Below are 12,660 nucleotides of genomic sequence, written 5' to 3' on the forward strand. Positions count from 1 at the left end.
TCACGGTCGTCGCACCTGGTCGAGGAGGTTTCGCAGTCATACTTGGTCCATGCCTCTCGTCGACATCACGTGCTCACCGAATGTCACCGACCCGCAGAAACGCAGGTTGTCGTCAGAGCTGCCGCATCAGGTGTCGGTCGCCGTCGAATGCAGCGATGAGCCGTACGACGGCGACTTGCAACCGGGGGACGTGATCATCCGCTTCCACGACCCCTCGCCCTTCGACCGTTTCGACCTGGACATCCTCGTTGAAGTGCACTCGAAATGGTTCGAGGACCGCGCCGCCAACCGCGCATCGCGCGCGGCAGCCATACTCGCAGCCGTCGAATCGATTGCACCTTCGTGCACAGCTGGCGTGTATCTCTCACTGCCACATGTCGCCTGGGATCAATCCGAATAGGTCGGGGCGATCAGATCCACGCCACTGCTGTCGTCTCGACCACCCCAGGACTTCCGGGGTGAAGGGGAGAACCGCCGCCCAACGACCTCGCAACAGCCGCTAGTCGAGCCGGTGCAGTTCCTGTCCATCAGCGTCGCGTGTGATCACTCCGCCCGGCGCCCAGACGGAGACCCCGCCCTGCCAATGAGCTATTTCGAGTTCGTTGCCACGGGGCTCCACGACATCGGCCACCATGAACTGCCCACCGCTGAAGTCGTACGTCATCCCGCTCGGTTCGAACATGACCGTGAAGGGTGCGTCCGCGTCTGCCGTGAGCTTGATCCGCAGAAAGGGCTCTGGTTCAGGAGCCATGTCCATCCCACTCCTCGATCCGCCCCGACGCCCAAGGTCCCAACCAACAAGTAAGGCCCCTGGCCAGTGTTTCCACTGATCAGGGGCCCTGCTGTCGTCTCAACCAACGAGTCGGGGTGGCGGGATTCGAACCCACGACCTCTTCGTCCCGAACGAAGCGCGCTACCAAGCTGCGCCACACCCCGTGGTGACAACCTGCAATAGATTACTACAGCCACCGTCGGGCAGGAAATCGGCAGGTCAGGCCTGTACCGCCTCCGGCGCGACGACGGGCCCCAGCTCGACCTCCCGGTCGCGCACCGGGGCGCCGACGAGGGTGAGCAGCGAGGCCTCCGGGCGGCAGAAGGTGCGGAACGGCGCCCACGGCGACGTGCCGAGGCCGGCGCTCACGTGCAGCTTCATGTGCGCGCCCCACGCCGAGGCGCCCTTCACCCGCGACCGGTCCAGGCCGCAGTTGGTGATGAGAGCGCCGTACACCGGCAGGCACAGCTGCCCGCCGTGCGTGTGGCCGGCGAGGGCGAGGTCGTAGCCGTCGGCGGCGAACCGGTCGAGCACGCGCGGCTCCGGCGAGTGGGTCAGGGCGAGCCGCAGGTCGACGGACTCGTCGGCGCGACCGGCGATCGTCTCGTACCGGTCCCGCTCGATGTGCGGATCGTCGACGCCCGCGACGGAGATGGTGACGCCGCCCGCCTCGAGGCGCCGCACCGCGTGCGTGGCGTCCAGCCAGCCGCGCTCGGAGAACGCCGCCCGCAGGTCCTGCCAGGGCAGCGGGTCGCCGTGCTTGCGCTCGTGGTCCTTGTCGAAGTACTTGGCCGGGTTCTTCGGCGTCGGCCCGAAGTAGTCGTTGGAGCCGAAGACGAACAGGCCCGGCCGGGCGAGCAGCGGATCGAGGGTCTGCACCACCGACGGGACCGCCCGCGGGTGCGACAGGTTGTCGCCCGTGTTCACCACCAGGTCCGGCTCCAGCGCCGCCAGCTCACGCACCCAGCCCTGCTTGAGCCGCTGACCGGGCGTCATGTGCAGGTCCGAGATGTGCAGGATCCGCAGCGTCGGCGTGCCCGGCGGCAGGATCGGCAGCGTGTGCTCGCGCAGCGTGAAGGCGTTGCGCTCGAAGACGGTGGCGTACGCGATGGACGCGACGCCCGCGCCCGCGAGGCCGGCTCCGGCACGGAGAAGAGGATGAACTGCCATTCCCCCAGGATACTCAGCAGCCGCACCCGCGCACACCGCGTAACTTGGACGTCATGTCAGAAGTGAAGGCAGCTATCCGCGACGACCTCAAGACCGCGATGAAGGCCAAGGACACCCTGGTCACCGGCACGCTGCGCATGCTGCTCTCGGCGATCCAGAACGAGGAGACCTCCGGCACGGCGCACGCGCTGACCGACGAGGAGTTCCTGAAGGTCGTCGCGCGCGAGGTGAAGAAGCGCGGCGAGGCCGCCGAGATCTTCGAGGCCAACGGCCGCGACGAGCTGGCCGCCAAGGAGCGCGCCGAGGCCGAGGTCATGTCCCGCTACCTGCCGAAGCAGCTCGGCGACGACGAGCTGAACGCCCTCGTCGACGCCGCGATCGCGGAGGTGACCGCCGAGCTCGGCGAGGCCCCGACGGTGCGCCAGATGGGCCAGGTCATGAAGGTCGCCAACGCGAAGGCGGCGGGCGCCGCGGACGGCAAGCGCCTCTCGTCCGCCGTCAAGGCGAAGCTCGCGTAGTGGCGAGCGTGCGCCGCCCCGGCGCGATGTGGCTGTGGGTCCTCGTCTCGCTCGCCGCGGGCGCGGGGGCCATCGCCCTGTACGTGACCGCGATCATCCAGTGCTCGGCGCTGCTCGGCACCACCGGCTACCCGGGGAACTTCCCCGCGTCGCCCCTGGGCGTACGCACGATCACGATCCTGATCATCGCGATCGCCGGGCTCGTCGCCGTCGCGGCGATGGCCTTCACGGGACTCTTCGCCCTGTTCGGGCAACGCTGGGCGACGATGCTCTACGGCCTCGCCGCGTTCGTGAGCTTCCTGCTCGCCGCCGCGTCGGTGCTGCTCGGCAACGCCCGCGACTACACCGATCCGGTGAGCCGTTTCGGCGTCGACCACAACGGCGCGCCGCTGGCGGGCCTCCCCATGTGGGGCGCCCTCATCGTGATGTTCCTGATGCTGTTCTCGCTGGCCCTCACCCGCCCGGTGTACCGGTACGCGGTCGAGCGCAGCGGGAGCTGATGATCCTCGGTGCGTGTCGGCGACGACACGCCGCACGCGAAGCGCAGAGTCGCACCGAAGGTCAGAGGGCGCCGAGGGCGTAGCCGCCCCACACCGCGACGACGCTCGCGACCAGCGTGGACAGCCCGTACAGCGCACCATCGCGGTAGTTCTTGTCCCGAAACAAGGTCAGGGTCTCGACGGTGGCGGTGCTGAAGGTCGTGTAGCCGCCGCACACACCGGTGCCGAGCACCGCCAGCGCCGTCCCGCCGAGCCCACCGCCGGCGACGGCCCCGGCGAGCAGGCCGAGCACGAACGAGCCGGACACGTTGATCGCCGCGGTCGCCCAGAAGGACAGGCGGGCGCGCAGCGCACCGTCGACCAGGTAACGCAGGACGGCCCCGAATCCCCCGCCGAGCGCGATGAGGAGCGTCGTCATCGGCGCACCACCGCCGCACCGGCGAGGGCCGCGACAAGGCCGAGCAGCACCGTCGCACCGGCGTACAGGGCGCCGACGGCCGGGGCCGCATCGTGGATGTCCAGCGCGAACGCGCTGTAGGTCGTGAGGCCCCCGCAGAAGCCGGTGCCGAGCAGCAGCCGGACGCGGCGGTGCCGCTCGTCGTCGGGCCGCTGGGACAGAGCCTCGACGATGCCGCCGAGGAGGAACGCGCCGAGCAGGTTGACCGTGAAGGTGGACCAGGCGAAGGGGCTGTGCGGCAGCCAGTGCCCCACCTCGGCGCGCACTAAGGTGCCGACCGCGCCGCCCAGGAAGACGAATCCCAGGGCGGCGGGCCGCAGTAGCGAGCTCAGGTGCCGATCAGACCGCGGTGGTCAGGTCGACGTCGATGTTGCCGCGCGTCGCGTTCGAGTACGGGCACAGCTGGTGCGCCTTGGCGACGAGGGCCTCGGCATCCGCCTGGGCGAGGCCCGGGAGGGTGGCCTTGATCGCGGCGTTGATGCCGAAGCCGGACTCGGTCTTGCCGAAGCCGACGGTGACGTCGACGGTGGTGTCGTCCGGGACGGCGACCTTCTCGTTGCGGCCCACGGCGCGGATCGCGCCCAGGAAGCACGCCGCGTAGCCGGCGGAGAACAGCTCCTCCGGGTTGGTGCCCTCGCCGTTGCCGCCCATCTCCTTCGGGGGCCGGGTGTCCAGGTCGATGCGGCCGGTGGCCGACTTCACGTGCCCGTCGCGGCCGCCACCGGTGGCGGTCGAGGAGATGGTGTAGACGACGTCCAAGCTCATATCCGGCGCTCCTTCGCGTAGGTGCCCGCCCGGTCCGGGCGGCGTTCCCCTACGACAGTAGTCCCGATCACAACCCGGCTCCGGGCGATGCTCCGATCCAGCGCCGGGCGGCGGATCAGGGGGCGCAGTCGGGGCAGTAGCCCCAGAAGGTGACCTCAGCCTCGTCGATGACGAAGCCGTGGTCGTCGTCGGCCGTGAGGCAGGGCGCGGCGCCGACGGCGCAGTCGATGTCGACGATCTTCGCGCACGACCGGCACACCAGGTGGTGGTGGTTGTCGGCGACGCGCGCCTCGTACCGGACCGCGGAGCCCGCGGGCTCGATGCGCCGGAGCAGGCCCTTCTCGGCGCACACGCGCAGCACGTCGTAGACGGTCTGGGTGGCGACGGTGCCGAGCCTGCCGCGCAGGTACTCGGCCACGTCGTCGGCCGTGGCGTGCGGGTGTCCGTCGAGGTAGCCGAGGGCGGCGACGCGGGGCGCGGTGATCCGCAGACCCACGCCCCGCAGCCGGTCCTCGGCCGTGTACACCTCACTCATGCGAAATAGAGTACGCCCGACTTTGGAATGATTCCAGGGTCAGTCGCCAGGTGTGAGCAGACCGGCCACCCGCCCGCGCCACTGCCGCTTCCCCAGGTGGGGCGTCCCCAGGAAGTCGTCGATCACCGGGGCCAGCACGTCGGAGCGGGTCACGAGGTCCACGTGGCCGCCGTCGTGCCGGTACAGCGTGGCCCGCGGCAGCAGCGTCTCGAAGATCCGCCCGTTGATCATGGGGATGATCGGGTCGTCCTCGCCGAAGACGAGCAGCGTCTTCTGCCGGATCACCGGCAGCGCGAAGATCGACGTCCACACCGAGCCGGCCAGCAGCTGGTGCAGGTAGCCCATCTTCGAGCCGGCGTGCATCTGCCGCGAGAACGTCTCGCCGACGGCCATCCCATCGTCACGGACCCCGCCGCCGTACAGCTCGCCCGCGACCTGCGCCGCGTACTCGGGATCGCGGAACCGCCGCGGCGTGACCATCTTCCGGAGCACCCGCGGGTCGCCGGGCACCATGATCGCGCCGGTGCCGGTGGACACCAGGATCAGGCGCCGGCAGCGCATCGGGTTCTGGAAGGCGAACTGCTGGGCCAGCGCCCCACCCCAGGAGAGGCCGAGGATGTCGACGACGCCGATGTCCAGCTTGTCGAGCACCCGGCCCAGCACCCACGCGAGATAGGGGAACCCGTACGGCAGGATCGACGTCGGCGACTCGCCCACGCCCGGCACGTCGAACCGGAGCACGGGGCGCTGCGGGTCGAGGGCGTCCACGAACGGGTCCAGCACCTCGAGGCTCGCGCCGATCCCGTTGCACAGCACCAGGGGCACGCCGACGCCGGGCCGGTACCGCACTCGGATCCGCTGCCCACCGGTGGCGATCAGCTCGTCGGGCAGCTCGACCTCGGTCGTCGTCTCGCCCGTCGTCGTCTCGTCGCTCATCGGTACAACACCACCGTCTCGGCGATGCACGCCGGACGGTCGGCACCGTCGACCTCGTAGGTCAGGCGGATGACGGCCTCGATCCCGGCCGGCTTCTCCTGTGCCCCGGCGAGTTCCACGGCGGCACGCACCCGCGCTCCGACGGGGACGGGCGCCGGGAAGCGCACCTTGTTGAGGCCGTAGTTGACGCCGGCCTGGACCTTCTCGATCACCAGCGCCTCGGCGATGAACAGCGGGGCCAGCGAGAGCGTGAGGTAGCCGTGGGCGATGGTGCGCCCGTACGGCCCGGCGGCGGCCTTCTCCGGGTCGACGTGGATCCACTGGTGGTCACCGGTGGCGTCGGCGAAGAGGTTGACGCGCTCCTGGTCGATCGTCATCCACTCGGTGGTGCCGAGCGGCTGCCCGACGAGGCCGAGCAGGTCCTGGGGGGTGGAGATCGTGGTGGTCATGGACGTCCTCACTTCTCGTGCACGAAGGTGCCGGGCGCGGGGGCCAGCGGCTCGTAACCGGGGGCGCCGAGCTGGGCGGGCGCGTCGACCTCGGCGCCGCTGCGCTCGTTCAGCCAGGCCAGGTGGTGCGGCCACCACGAGCCGGCCTGCTTCTCCGCGGCCTCGAACCACTCCTCGGGGGTCTGGTCCTGCAGCACCGGGCCGGTGCGGAACGACGACTTCGGGTTGCCGGGCGGGTTGACCAGCGCGGCGATGTGGCCCGCCGTCGACAGCACGTAGGTGTTGTCCTTGCTGCCCAGCAGCGCGGCGCTGCGCTCGGTGGCCTGCCACGGGCAGATGTGGTCGGAGATGCCGCCCAGCACGTAGGCGTCGCACTCGACCTTCGACAGGTCGACGGGGGTGCCCATCATCATCTGCTCCCCCGGCGTCACCAGGGTGTTGTTCAGGCCCATCGTGACCATGTCCTTGTGCAGGTTCGCCGCCATCCGGGTGGTGTCGGCGTTCCAGAACAGCACGTCGAAGGGCGCGGGCGACTTGCCCTGGATGTAGTTGTTCACCCAGTACCGCCAGACGAGGTCCGTCGGGCGGAGCCAGGCGAACATCTCGGCCATGGCGGCACCGTCGAGGTAGCCCTTGCTCGCCGAGCTGCGGATCGCGGCCTCGGCGCCACGCTCGCTGGCCAGGGCCGAGCCGAGGCCGGCGTGGCTCTGGTCGAGGACGGTGACGCCCAGGGTGAGGCCGGCGACCCGGTCGCCGTGGCCGGTCGCGAACAGGTGGGAGATCATCATCGAGGTGAGAATGCCGCCCGAGCAGGTGGCGAAGATGTTCGCCTTGTCGGCGCCGGTGATCACCTCGAGGGCGTCGAGGGCCTTGACGATCGACTCGCCGTACTCGTCGAAGCCCCAGTCCCGATGCCGCGCCGACGGATTGCGCCACGAGATCGCGAAGACCTGCTGGCCGCCCTTGACGTAGTACTCGATGAGACTGCGGCCCGGCGCGATGTCCATGATGTAGAACTTGTTGATCACCGGCGGCACCAGCAGGATCGGCACCTCGCGCACCTGCTTGGTCTGCGGGGCGTAGTGGATCAGCTCGAACATGCGGGTCCGCAGGACGACGGTGCCCTTCGTCGTCGCCAGCGTCTCGCCCACCGTGTACGCGTCGGGGTCGATCATCGACGGGATGCGGGGCGTGCTGGACATGTCGCGCGCGAAGTTCTTCGCGCCGCGGAGCGCGGAGAGGCCGCCCGTGTCGATGAGCGCCTTCCAGCCCAGCGGGTTGAGCAGCGGGCTGTTGGTCGGCGAAAGGCCCTCGATCGCGTTGTCGAGGACGAACCGCATCTTCTCGGCGTCCTTCCAGTCGAGGTCCGCGTCCTCGTAGAGCTGGTCGGCGGTGTCCGACGCGGCGAGGTAGGCCTGCTCGACGCGGCGCAGCAGCGGGTTCTCCTTCCACGCCGGGTCGGAGAAGCGGAAGTCGCCCTTCTTCGGGGCGCGCTGGCTCTTGCCGGCGGCGATGAGGCCGAGCTCCTTGACCAGTCCCGCGCCGCGCTCGGCGACGGTGACGGGCTTGCCGGCGAGCGACTGCGCCATCCGGGCCCACGCGGCGTTGGGCATCATGCGGGAGGCGAAGGACTTCGTCGAGTTGACGAGCAGCATGTCGAGCGGGGCGCCGAACTCGTCCTCAGGAGTGTTGTCGGTGTTCGTGGTGGTCATGGCGGTGCCTCGACTCTCTGGAGGTTCGGGTTTCAGGCGGAGTACTCGGACGGGATGCTGATGTCGCGCTTCTGGACCTTGCCGGTGGCGCCCTTGGGCAGCTCGGCCAGCAGCCAGACGTGGCGCGGGTACTTGTAGGAGGCGACGCGCTCCTTCACGAAGTCGCGGACCGCCTCGGCGGTCAGCGTGCTGCCGGCCTTGAGCGCGACGGCGGCGCCGACCTCCTCGCCGAGCGAGGCATGCGGGATGCCCACGACGGCGGCCTCGGCGATCTCGGGGTGGCTGTACAGCACCTCTTCGAGCTCGCGCGGGTACACGTTGAGGCCGCCGCGGATGATCATCTCCTTCTTGCGGTCGACGATCGAGAAGTAGCCCTCCTCGTCGACGATGCCGATGTCGCCGGTCGAGAACCAGCCGTCGGCGTCGATCGCGGCGGCGGTGGCCTCGGGCAGATTCCAGTAGCCCTTCATGATGTTGTGGCCGCGGACCTGCACCTCGCCGCGCTCGCCCTGCGGGACCTCCTTGCCGGCGTCGTCGACGACGCGCATGAAGACGCCCTCGATCGGGGTGCCGATGGTGCCGGGCTTGCGCGGCTTGTCGGGGTGGTTGAAGCAGGCGACGGGCGAGGTCTCGGAGAGGCCGTAGCCCTCCATGATGATCGCGTTGAAGGCCTTCTCGAAGTCGGCGATCACCTGCAGCGGCAGGGCGGCGCCGCCCGAACCGCAGGCCCGCAGCGAGGAGACGTCGTCGCCGGGCTGCAGCGCGGCGACCAGCGCGGCGTACATGGTGGGCACGCCCAGGAAGACGGTCACGCGGTCGCGCTGGATGACCTCGATGGCCTTGCGCGGGTCGAACCGCGGGATCAGGGTGAGCGTCGAGGCGAACCGCACCGCGGCGTTGAGGCCGCACGTGAGGCCGAAGACGTGGAACAGCGGCAGGCAGCCCATCACCACGTCCTCGGTTCCCAGGTGCAGCAGCGTGCGGCCGGAGATCTCGCAGTTCATGCCGAGCCCCTGGTGCGTCAGCTCGGCGCCCTTGGGCTTTCCGGTGGTGCCGGAGGTGTGCAGGATGACCGCCGTGTCCGACGGTTCCCGGGGCTCGACCGCCGCGGTCGGCTCGTACTTCGCGAGGAGCGTGGCGAGGGCCGCGTCGTCGCCGAAGTGGCAGGCGGCGCCGGCTGCCTTCGCCCCGGCCTCGGCGTCGTCCGCGAAGACCGGGGTGGCGAACAGCGCCTTGGCGGAGGTGTTCGCCAGGTAGTACTCGACCTCGGCCGCCTTGAGGAGCGGGTTCATCGGCACCGCGACCGCGCCGCGCCGCATGATGCCGTAGAAGACGATGGCGAAGGCCGGGGTGTTGGGGAGCATGATGCCGACCCGGTCGCCCGGCGCGATGCCCTGCTCCGCGAGGTAGGTCGCGAACCGCGCGGCGGCGTCGTCGAACTCCGCGTAGGTGAACTGGAGATCGTCGCACTTCAGGGCGATGGTGTCCGCGTGCGAGGCGGCGGCGTCGGTGAGGTTCTCGGCGAGGTTCGTCATCGGAGGTCCTTCGTGGGCGGGTGTCGGATTCGTCCTTTACAGAGTGACCCTGCACACCCTGTGGCGTCGATGGTGACGCAAACACTGTTCCGCCCGCTGAGGTGTCACGAAACACAATCACCACAGCTTGAAATTGCAGCTCCACAACTCCGGGGCTTTGCCAGCCTTCATCCCGCGGCGACAGTGCCGCCGAGCGGCGACCGCGCAGGTGGACGCCGGTGACGCCTCAGGCCGTCGCGTCGCGCGAGGCGCCCACCTGGAACCGGACGCGGGCGTCGACCTCGAAGGCCAGGCACAGCTCCGCGACCTCGCGCGGCGAGCCCACCGAGCGGCCCGTCAATTGTTCGACGCGGCGCAGGCGGTGCCGGACGGTGTTGGGGTGCACGAACAGTTCGGCCGCGGCGTCCTTGACGTTGCCGTCGTGCGCGACCCACGCGCGGAAGGTCGCGAACAGCGGCTCGCGGTCGTCGTCGGGCAGCTCGTACAGGCCGTGCAGCACGCCCCGCGCCAGGTCGACGGTGGTCTCGGGCGCGGCGATCGCGGCCGTGCGGAGCACGGAACCGTCGAACACCGAGACGCCGGTGCCCGGCCCGACCAGCTCGCGTCGCGCGAAGGTGAGCCCCTGCGGGGTGTCGCGCAGGTCGCCGAACGGCGCGCTCACGCCGACCCGCGCCACGGCGACGCGGCGCAGCAGGTCGATGACGGCGGTGCGCACCGCCGGCGTCGGCGCGTGGACGATGCCGATCTGCTGGTCCGGCAGCAGCCGCCAGGCGGAGTAGGCGTCGATCGCGCGGAGCCGGTCGGCGATGCCCGGCAGCGGGGCCCGCCCGACCTCGACGGTGGCCGCCGCGACCGCGAGGTACGGGCCGGTCGTGGGGATGCGCAGGATCGTCGCGATCTCCCACAGGCTCTGATCGCTCGGAATACGCCCCTGCAGAAGGTATTCCGCGAGCGCCGCGCGTTCGGCGGCGTCGTCGAGCGCCTGCTCGGTGGTGCGGTCGCGGTGCGCGCCAGCCATCGCGTCGACGAACTGGTCCTGCGCCTCCCACATGTGCTGCGTCGCCGAGAGCAGCGCCTGCCGGCTCAGCTCGGGCCGCGCCTCGGCGATGGCGTGCACCTCCTGCCAGACGCGGTGCACGCCGATCCGGTAGGCGTGCATCACCGCGGCGAGCGGCACCCCGATCTCGGCGCGCGTGCGGCCCGTGGCGGCGGCGGGCGCGGTGTCGAAGGTGGTGTCCGTCAACGCCCGCACCATGTAGCTGAGGTTGTCGTGCACCGCGGCGGTCACCATCTCCTCGGAGACCGCGCCGGCGTCCGCGTAGAAGGGGATCTGCTGCCGGATCGACGCGACGACCGACCGGGTGATCTCGCCCATCCGCGCGGTCAGGGCGTCGCGGATCAGCGCGATCTCGGCGTCCACGGCATCACTCACGCCTGTCGATTGTGCTGCTTCCCGCCGCCGCGCGTGCGCGTTTCGGCTGGCTAGACTCCGGCGCATGGATCTCATCCGGCACCTGCGCTTCTTCGTCGCGGTCGCCGAGGAGCAGCACTTCGGCCGCGCCGCCGACCGGCTCGGCATCACCCAGCCGCCGGTCTCGGCGGGCCTGCGCCGGCTCGAGGAGACCCTGGGCGTCACGCTCATCGACCGCAGCCGACGGGGCGCCGACCTCACCCCCGCCGGGCGCGAGCTGCTCCCCCGGGCCCGCGTCATGGTCCGCGACGCGGACCGGTTCGTGGCGGAGGCGGCGCGGCTCGGCGCGGGGACCGGGGAGCGCCGGGTCGCGCTCTGCGACGCGCTCGGTTCCGAGGTGGCCGCCGCGTGCGCGGCCGCGTTGTCCCCCGGGATCGACGGTGCGCCGCTCACCCTCTCGGCCGGCGCCTCGCCGCAGCTGGCCCGCGCGGTCGCCGAGGACCTGCTCGACGTCGCGGTGGTCGAGCACCCCGTCCTGGGGGACGGCGCACCGTCGGGTCCCGTGATCGCGCTGCCGCGGGACTTCCTGGTGCCCGAGGGATTCCGGTCGCCGCGCCTGCGCGACCTGTCCGCGCTGGCGGTGGCGCTGCCGCCCCGCGCGGCGAACCCGCCCGCGGCCGACCTGCTGCTGGACCGGCTCACGGCGCGGGGCATCACGTCCACGGTGCTCATCACCGAGACCGAGGCCGCCGCGCACGCCGCCGTGGCCGCGGGCCTGGCGTTCACGCCCGTCGCCGCCGGCGAGGACGCCCCCGCCGGGACCGCACGGCGCCCGGCGACGGACTTCCCGCTGCGGGTCAAAGTCCTCGGCCGCCGCGACCACCCGGACGCCGCGCGGCTCGAGTCGGTGCTGTGGCGGCTGGGCCGGTGAGCGCCGCCGACCGGATCGACGCCGTCTTCGCCGATGCCGGGTGCAACGGCTGGCTGCACGCGCGCGTCGTGGGGCACCCGTCGAACCCCGTCGCCGCGCTGTCCGTCGGCGGCGAGCAGCCCGTCGTGCCCGCGTCGGTCTACAAGGTGGTGCTCCTGGTCGCGGCGGCGCGCGCCGTCGACGACGGACGGCTCGATCCCCGCGCGCGAGTGCTCGTCGACCCCGCGACCGCGACGCCCGGCCCGACGGGTATCGCGACGCTGTCCGACCCCGTCGCGATGAGCGTGCGCGACCTGCTGCGCTCGATGGTCGCGGTCTCCGACAACGCGGCGGCGGGTGTGCTGATGCGTCTCGTGGGCCTGGAGGCCGTGCAGGCGACCGCCCGCGATCTGGGCCTGCGCGGCACCCGGATCGTGGGCGGCGACGCGGAGATCCACGCGGCGATGATGGCGGAGACCGATACGCACACCGTCGCCGAGGCCTTCGCGGCGCTCGCCGACGACGACCTCGCGCGCCCCGTCCGCGCCTACGACCCCACCTTCGGCAGCGCGACCACGGCGGCGGACATGACCGCCCTGCTCGCCGCGGTCTGGTCCGACGCGGCGGCGTCGGCCGAGCAGTGCGCGTTCGCCCGCTCGGCGCTCGCGGGCCAGGTCTTCCGGCACCGCGTCGCCTCGGGCTTCGGCTCCGCCCCGTCGATCGCCGGGAAGACGGGGACGCTGGGCGCACTCCGCAACGAGGTGGCGGTGGTCGCCTACCCCGGCGAGTACCCCGTCGCGGTGGCGGTGTTCACCCACGCGGCGCGGAACGATCCCAGCCTGCCGCGGGTCGACGCCGCCATCGGAACGGTCGCGGCGATCGCGGTCGACGCGCTTCGCGTGCCTCTCGACCAGCAGTGATAGCGGATCGCTATCGTCGACGCCGGTTTCGCTCTTTGGCGGGTATCGCGGCGCGCGGGTTGACTGGGTC

16 protein-coding genes and 1 tRNA gene are annotated in these 12,660 nt (G+C 71.3%); 5 read left to right on the forward strand and 12 right to left on the reverse strand.

Going from position 1 to position 12,660, the window contains the following annotated elements:
• The first annotated feature begins 49 nt into the window (after positions 1 to 49).
• Positions 50 to 400 (forward strand): hypothetical protein, encoded by a 351-nt coding sequence (locus BLW32_RS25710; RefSeq protein ID WP_074850849.1) that lies wholly within the window; start codon positions 50 to 52, stop codon positions 398 to 400.
• Between the two features lie 99 nt (positions 401 to 499).
• Here BLW32_RS25710 and BLW32_RS25715 read toward each other — a convergent pair whose 3' ends face one another.
• From BLW32_RS25715 to BLW32_RS25725, 3 genes are all read right to left on the reverse strand, one after another.
• Entirely contained in the window at positions 500 to 751 is a 252-nt protein-coding gene (locus BLW32_RS25715; RefSeq protein WP_139286319.1) for a hypothetical protein, read from the reverse strand.
• A 111-nt stretch (positions 752 to 862) separates the two neighbouring features.
• A tRNA-Pro gene (locus tag BLW32_RS25720) sits at positions 863 to 936 on the reverse strand.
• Positions 937 to 991: 55 nt separating this feature from the next.
• The gene (locus BLW32_RS25725) at positions 992 to 1,942 is read right to left on the reverse strand and encodes a metallophosphoesterase (protein WP_068525948.1); all 951 of its coding nucleotides are present in this window, start codon (positions 1,940 to 1,942) and stop codon (positions 992 to 994) included.
• Positions 1,943 to 1,995: 53 nt separating this feature from the next.
• On the opposite strand from BLW32_RS25725, the gene BLW32_RS25730 reads away from it, so the two are divergent.
• Both BLW32_RS25730 and BLW32_RS25735 read left to right on the forward strand, forming a co-directional pair.
• The gene (locus BLW32_RS25730; protein WP_068742381.1) at positions 1,996 to 2,460 is read left to right on the forward strand and encodes a GatB/YqeY domain-containing protein; all 465 of its coding nucleotides are present in this window, start codon (positions 1,996 to 1,998) and stop codon (positions 2,458 to 2,460) included.
• Positions 2,460 to 2,960, forward strand: coding sequence for a hypothetical protein (locus tag BLW32_RS25735; RefSeq protein ID WP_068525950.1), 501 nt, complete (start codon positions 2,460 to 2,462; stop codon positions 2,958 to 2,960). The genes BLW32_RS25730 and BLW32_RS25735 overlap by 1 nt, the downstream gene beginning before the upstream one ends.
• A 61-nt stretch (positions 2,961 to 3,021) precedes the next feature.
• Here BLW32_RS25735 and BLW32_RS25740 read toward each other — a convergent pair whose 3' ends face one another.
• The 9 genes from BLW32_RS25740 to BLW32_RS25780 form a co-directional block, all read right to left on the reverse strand.
• Positions 3,022 to 3,378 (reverse strand): fluoride efflux transporter FluC, encoded by a 357-nt coding sequence (locus tag BLW32_RS25740; protein ID WP_068742382.1) that lies wholly within the window; start codon positions 3,376 to 3,378, stop codon positions 3,022 to 3,024.
• Positions 3,375 to 3,683: a fluoride efflux transporter FluC gene (locus tag BLW32_RS25745; protein ID WP_231857416.1), complete on the reverse strand. Its 309-nt coding sequence runs from the start codon at positions 3,681 to 3,683 to the stop codon at positions 3,375 to 3,377. Before BLW32_RS25745 ends, BLW32_RS25740 begins: the two co-directional genes overlap by 4 nt.
• Before the next feature lie 73 nt (positions 3,684 to 3,756).
• Complete coding sequence (locus tag BLW32_RS25750) at positions 3,757 to 4,182, reverse strand: organic hydroperoxide resistance protein (protein ID WP_068525953.1); 426 nt, start codon at positions 4,180 to 4,182, stop codon at positions 3,757 to 3,759.
• A gap of 115 nt (positions 4,183 to 4,297) precedes the next feature.
• Positions 4,298 to 4,717, reverse strand: coding sequence for a Fur family transcriptional regulator (locus tag BLW32_RS25755; RefSeq protein ID WP_068525954.1), 420 nt, complete (start codon positions 4,715 to 4,717; stop codon positions 4,298 to 4,300).
• A gap of 39 nt (positions 4,718 to 4,756) precedes the next feature.
• A complete protein-coding gene (phaZ, locus tag BLW32_RS25760) occupies positions 4,757 to 5,653 on the reverse strand; it encodes a poly(3-hydroxyalkanoate) depolymerase (RefSeq protein WP_068525955.1) in 897 nt (298 codons plus the stop codon).
• The gene (locus BLW32_RS25765; RefSeq protein ID WP_068525956.1) at positions 5,650 to 6,102 is read right to left on the reverse strand and encodes a MaoC family dehydratase; all 453 of its coding nucleotides are present in this window, start codon (positions 6,100 to 6,102) and stop codon (positions 5,650 to 5,652) included. Before BLW32_RS25765 ends, phaZ begins: the two co-directional genes overlap by 4 nt.
• 8 nt (positions 6,103 to 6,110) lie before the next feature.
• Complete coding sequence (locus tag BLW32_RS25770) at positions 6,111 to 7,814, reverse strand: PHA/PHB synthase family protein (protein ID WP_068525957.1); 1,704 nt, start codon at positions 7,812 to 7,814, stop codon at positions 6,111 to 6,113.
• A gap of 32 nt (positions 7,815 to 7,846) precedes the next feature.
• On the reverse strand, positions 7,847 to 9,349 hold the full coding sequence (locus BLW32_RS25775) for a long-chain-fatty-acid--CoA ligase (protein ID WP_068742384.1): 1,503 nt from the start codon (positions 9,347 to 9,349) through the stop codon (positions 7,847 to 7,849).
• 226 nt (positions 9,350 to 9,575) lie between these two features.
• Entirely contained in the window at positions 9,576 to 10,781 is a 1,206-nt protein-coding gene (locus BLW32_RS25780) for a PucR family transcriptional regulator (RefSeq protein WP_231857417.1), read from the reverse strand.
• Positions 10,782 to 10,845: 64 nt separating this feature from the next.
• On the opposite strand from BLW32_RS25780, the gene BLW32_RS25785 reads away from it, so the two are divergent.
• The gene (locus BLW32_RS25785) at positions 10,846 to 11,691 is read left to right on the forward strand and encodes a LysR family transcriptional regulator (RefSeq protein ID WP_068742386.1); all 846 of its coding nucleotides are present in this window, start codon (positions 10,846 to 10,848) and stop codon (positions 11,689 to 11,691) included.
• Complete coding sequence (locus BLW32_RS25790; RefSeq protein ID WP_068742502.1) at positions 11,688 to 12,590, forward strand: serine hydrolase; 903 nt, start codon at positions 11,688 to 11,690, stop codon at positions 12,588 to 12,590. The genes BLW32_RS25785 and BLW32_RS25790 overlap by 4 nt, the downstream gene beginning before the upstream one ends.
• Positions 12,591 to 12,660: the final 70 nt, after the last annotated feature.

The organism is Tsukamurella tyrosinosolvens (assembly GCF_900104775.1).
Classification (GTDB): Bacteria; Actinomycetota; Actinomycetes; order Mycobacteriales; family Mycobacteriaceae; genus Tsukamurella; species Tsukamurella tyrosinosolvens.

What these genes read in the sequence shown, in the direction of transcription:
- BLW32_RS25715 (WP_139286319.1), bottom strand. Translation starts at nt 751, where the DNA reads ATGGCTCCTGAACCAGAGCCCTTTCTGCGGATCAAGCTCACGGCAGAC.
- BLW32_RS25710 (WP_074850849.1), top strand. Translation starts at nt 50, where the DNA reads ATGCCTCTCGTCGACATCACGTGCTCACCGAATGTCACCGACCCGCAG.
- BLW32_RS25775 (WP_068742384.1), bottom strand. Translation starts at nt 9,349, where the DNA reads ATGACGAACCTCGCCGAGAACCTCACCGACGCCGCCGCCTCGCACGCG.
- phaZ (WP_068525955.1), bottom strand. Translation starts at nt 5,653, where the DNA reads ATGAGCGACGAGACGACGACGGGCGAGACGACGACCGAGGTCGAGCTG.
- BLW32_RS25770 (WP_068525957.1), bottom strand. Translation starts at nt 7,814, where the DNA reads ATGACCACCACGAACACCGACAACACTCCTGAGGACGAGTTCGGCGCC.
- BLW32_RS25725 (WP_068525948.1), bottom strand. Translation starts at nt 1,942, where the DNA reads ATGGCAGTTCATCCTCTTCTCCGTGCCGGAGCCGGCCTCGCGGGCGCG.
- BLW32_RS25740 (WP_068742382.1), bottom strand. Translation starts at nt 3,378, where the DNA reads ATGACGACGCTCCTCATCGCGCTCGGCGGGGGATTCGGGGCCGTCCTG.
- BLW32_RS25730 (WP_068742381.1), top strand. Translation starts at nt 1,996, where the DNA reads ATGTCAGAAGTGAAGGCAGCTATCCGCGACGACCTCAAGACCGCGATG.
- BLW32_RS25785 (WP_068742386.1), top strand. Translation starts at nt 10,846, where the DNA reads ATGGATCTCATCCGGCACCTGCGCTTCTTCGTCGCGGTCGCCGAGGAG.
- BLW32_RS25765 (WP_068525956.1), bottom strand. Translation starts at nt 6,102, where the DNA reads ATGACCACCACGATCTCCACCCCCCAGGACCTGCTCGGCCTCGTCGGG.
- BLW32_RS25750 (WP_068525953.1), bottom strand. Translation starts at nt 4,182, where the DNA reads ATGAGCTTGGACGTCGTCTACACCATCTCCTCGACCGCCACCGGTGGC.
- BLW32_RS25755 (WP_068525954.1), bottom strand. Translation starts at nt 4,717, where the DNA reads ATGAGTGAGGTGTACACGGCCGAGGACCGGCTGCGGGGCGTGGGTCTG.